This is a genomic window from Candidatus Diapherotrites archaeon (assembly GCA_040755695.1).
Classification (GTDB): Archaea; Iainarchaeota; Iainarchaeia; order Iainarchaeales; family 1-14-0-10-31-34; genus JBFMAK01.
In genome coordinates this window covers 1-1,462 of the sequence record JBFMAK010000027.1, presented here as the reverse complement: position 1 = coordinate 1,462, position 1,462 = coordinate 1, and the positions used below count along the sequence as shown (strand labels likewise).

Sequence of the window (1,462 nt, the reverse complement as noted above, 5' to 3'; positions counted from 1 at the left end):
GTAACTACCTACCCATCTTACCAGAAATTTGCTAAACTATAAGCATGGCTGAACAAGCGTTGGAAATAGAAGTCTTGCTCAAACAACTGGGCTTTCTCGAGGCCGAAGTTGCCCGCTTGCAGGAGGAAGTGGCTCGCCTGCAGGCAGAGAACGCCGAACTGCGGCGGCGACTGGGGCTCAACAGCCAGAACAGCCACAAACCGCCGAGCAGCGATGGGTATCGGAAGAAACGGGTGCAGCCGGCCTTGCCGAAAGGGGAAAAGCATGCAAAAGGAGGTCAGCCGGGACATAAGGGGAGAACGCTGCGCCAGGTGGAGAAGCCCGACAAGGTGAAAGTGCATCTGCCGAAACGATGTGCCATATGCGGGCGGGAGATAGGGGAAGATGAAGCACATGAGGTAATCGGCAAGCGACAACAGTTCGATTTGCCGGAGCTGAAACTGGCAGTGACCGAGCACCGGCGGGGGCAGGTAGAATGCTGTGGGCAAAAGCAAAGCGGGGAATACCCTGAGTATGTGGATGCCAGTGTGCAATATGGGCCAGGAGTGCAGGCGTTGGTGACGAAGCTATCGGTGGAGCACAAGATGCCGCTGGAACAAATCAGCAGCCTGTTCGCCGATTTGTACGGGTATGAATTGAACAGTGAAACGGTGGAAACGACACTGGAAGAAGGGTATGACCTGGCAGCGCCAGTGGAAACGGAAACGGTGGCACAGTTGAAAGCAGCAGAAGTGGCGCATTTTGATGAGACCGGGTTGCGGGTTGAAGGGAAATTACAGTGGCTGCACACGGCCGGGAATGAGCAGTACACTCACCTGTTCGTACACGAGAAGCGCGGCGAACAAGCACTGAACAGTGAAGATTCTGTGCTGAAAGACTTCACCGGGCGAGCGATCCATGATCATCTGGCAGCCTACTACAAATTCACCCAGGCCAAACATGGGGCATGCAACGCACACATCCTGCGAGAACTGCAAGGGTTGATCGAAAATGGCTGCGTGTGGGCTGATCCCATGCACACCTTCCTGTTGGACCTATACCAGCAAACCCTGCCGTTGCAGGGACAAGCGGTTGAAGAAACACTGCTACAGTATCGCCAAATCTTGAGCCAGGCTGAGCAGGAAGAGCCACCTCCTGAACTGAAAACAGGCAGAGGCCGACCCAAGAGCACACCAGGGCGCAATCTACTACGCCGTTTGAAAGAGCACGAAGATGCTGTACTGGCCTTTGCCTTCATCGAAGGCGTCCCTTTCACCAATAATCAGGCGGAACGCGATCTACGCCCGGCCAAGGTCAAACAGAAAGTGAGCGGTTGTTTTCGCACCAAACGTGGCGCAAAAGTGTATGCCCGCTTGCAAGCAGTGATTTCCACTTGCCGCAAACAAGGTCGCAATGTCTTTGTCACCTTGCGTGACTTGTTCGCTCACCAGCCTGTTTCCTTACTCACTGGGTAGGTAGTTAC

Annotated in this window: 1 protein-coding gene; it reads left to right on the top strand. The window is 54.5% G+C overall.

Annotated elements, in window-relative coordinates:
• Nucleotides 1-44 precede the first annotated feature (44 nt).
• On the top strand, nt 45-1,454 hold the full coding sequence (locus tag AB1467_07460) for an IS66 family transposase (protein MEW6296092.1): 1,410 nt from the start codon (nt 45-47) through the stop codon (nt 1,452-1,454).
• The last annotated feature ends 8 nt before the right edge of the window (nt 1,455-1,462 follow it).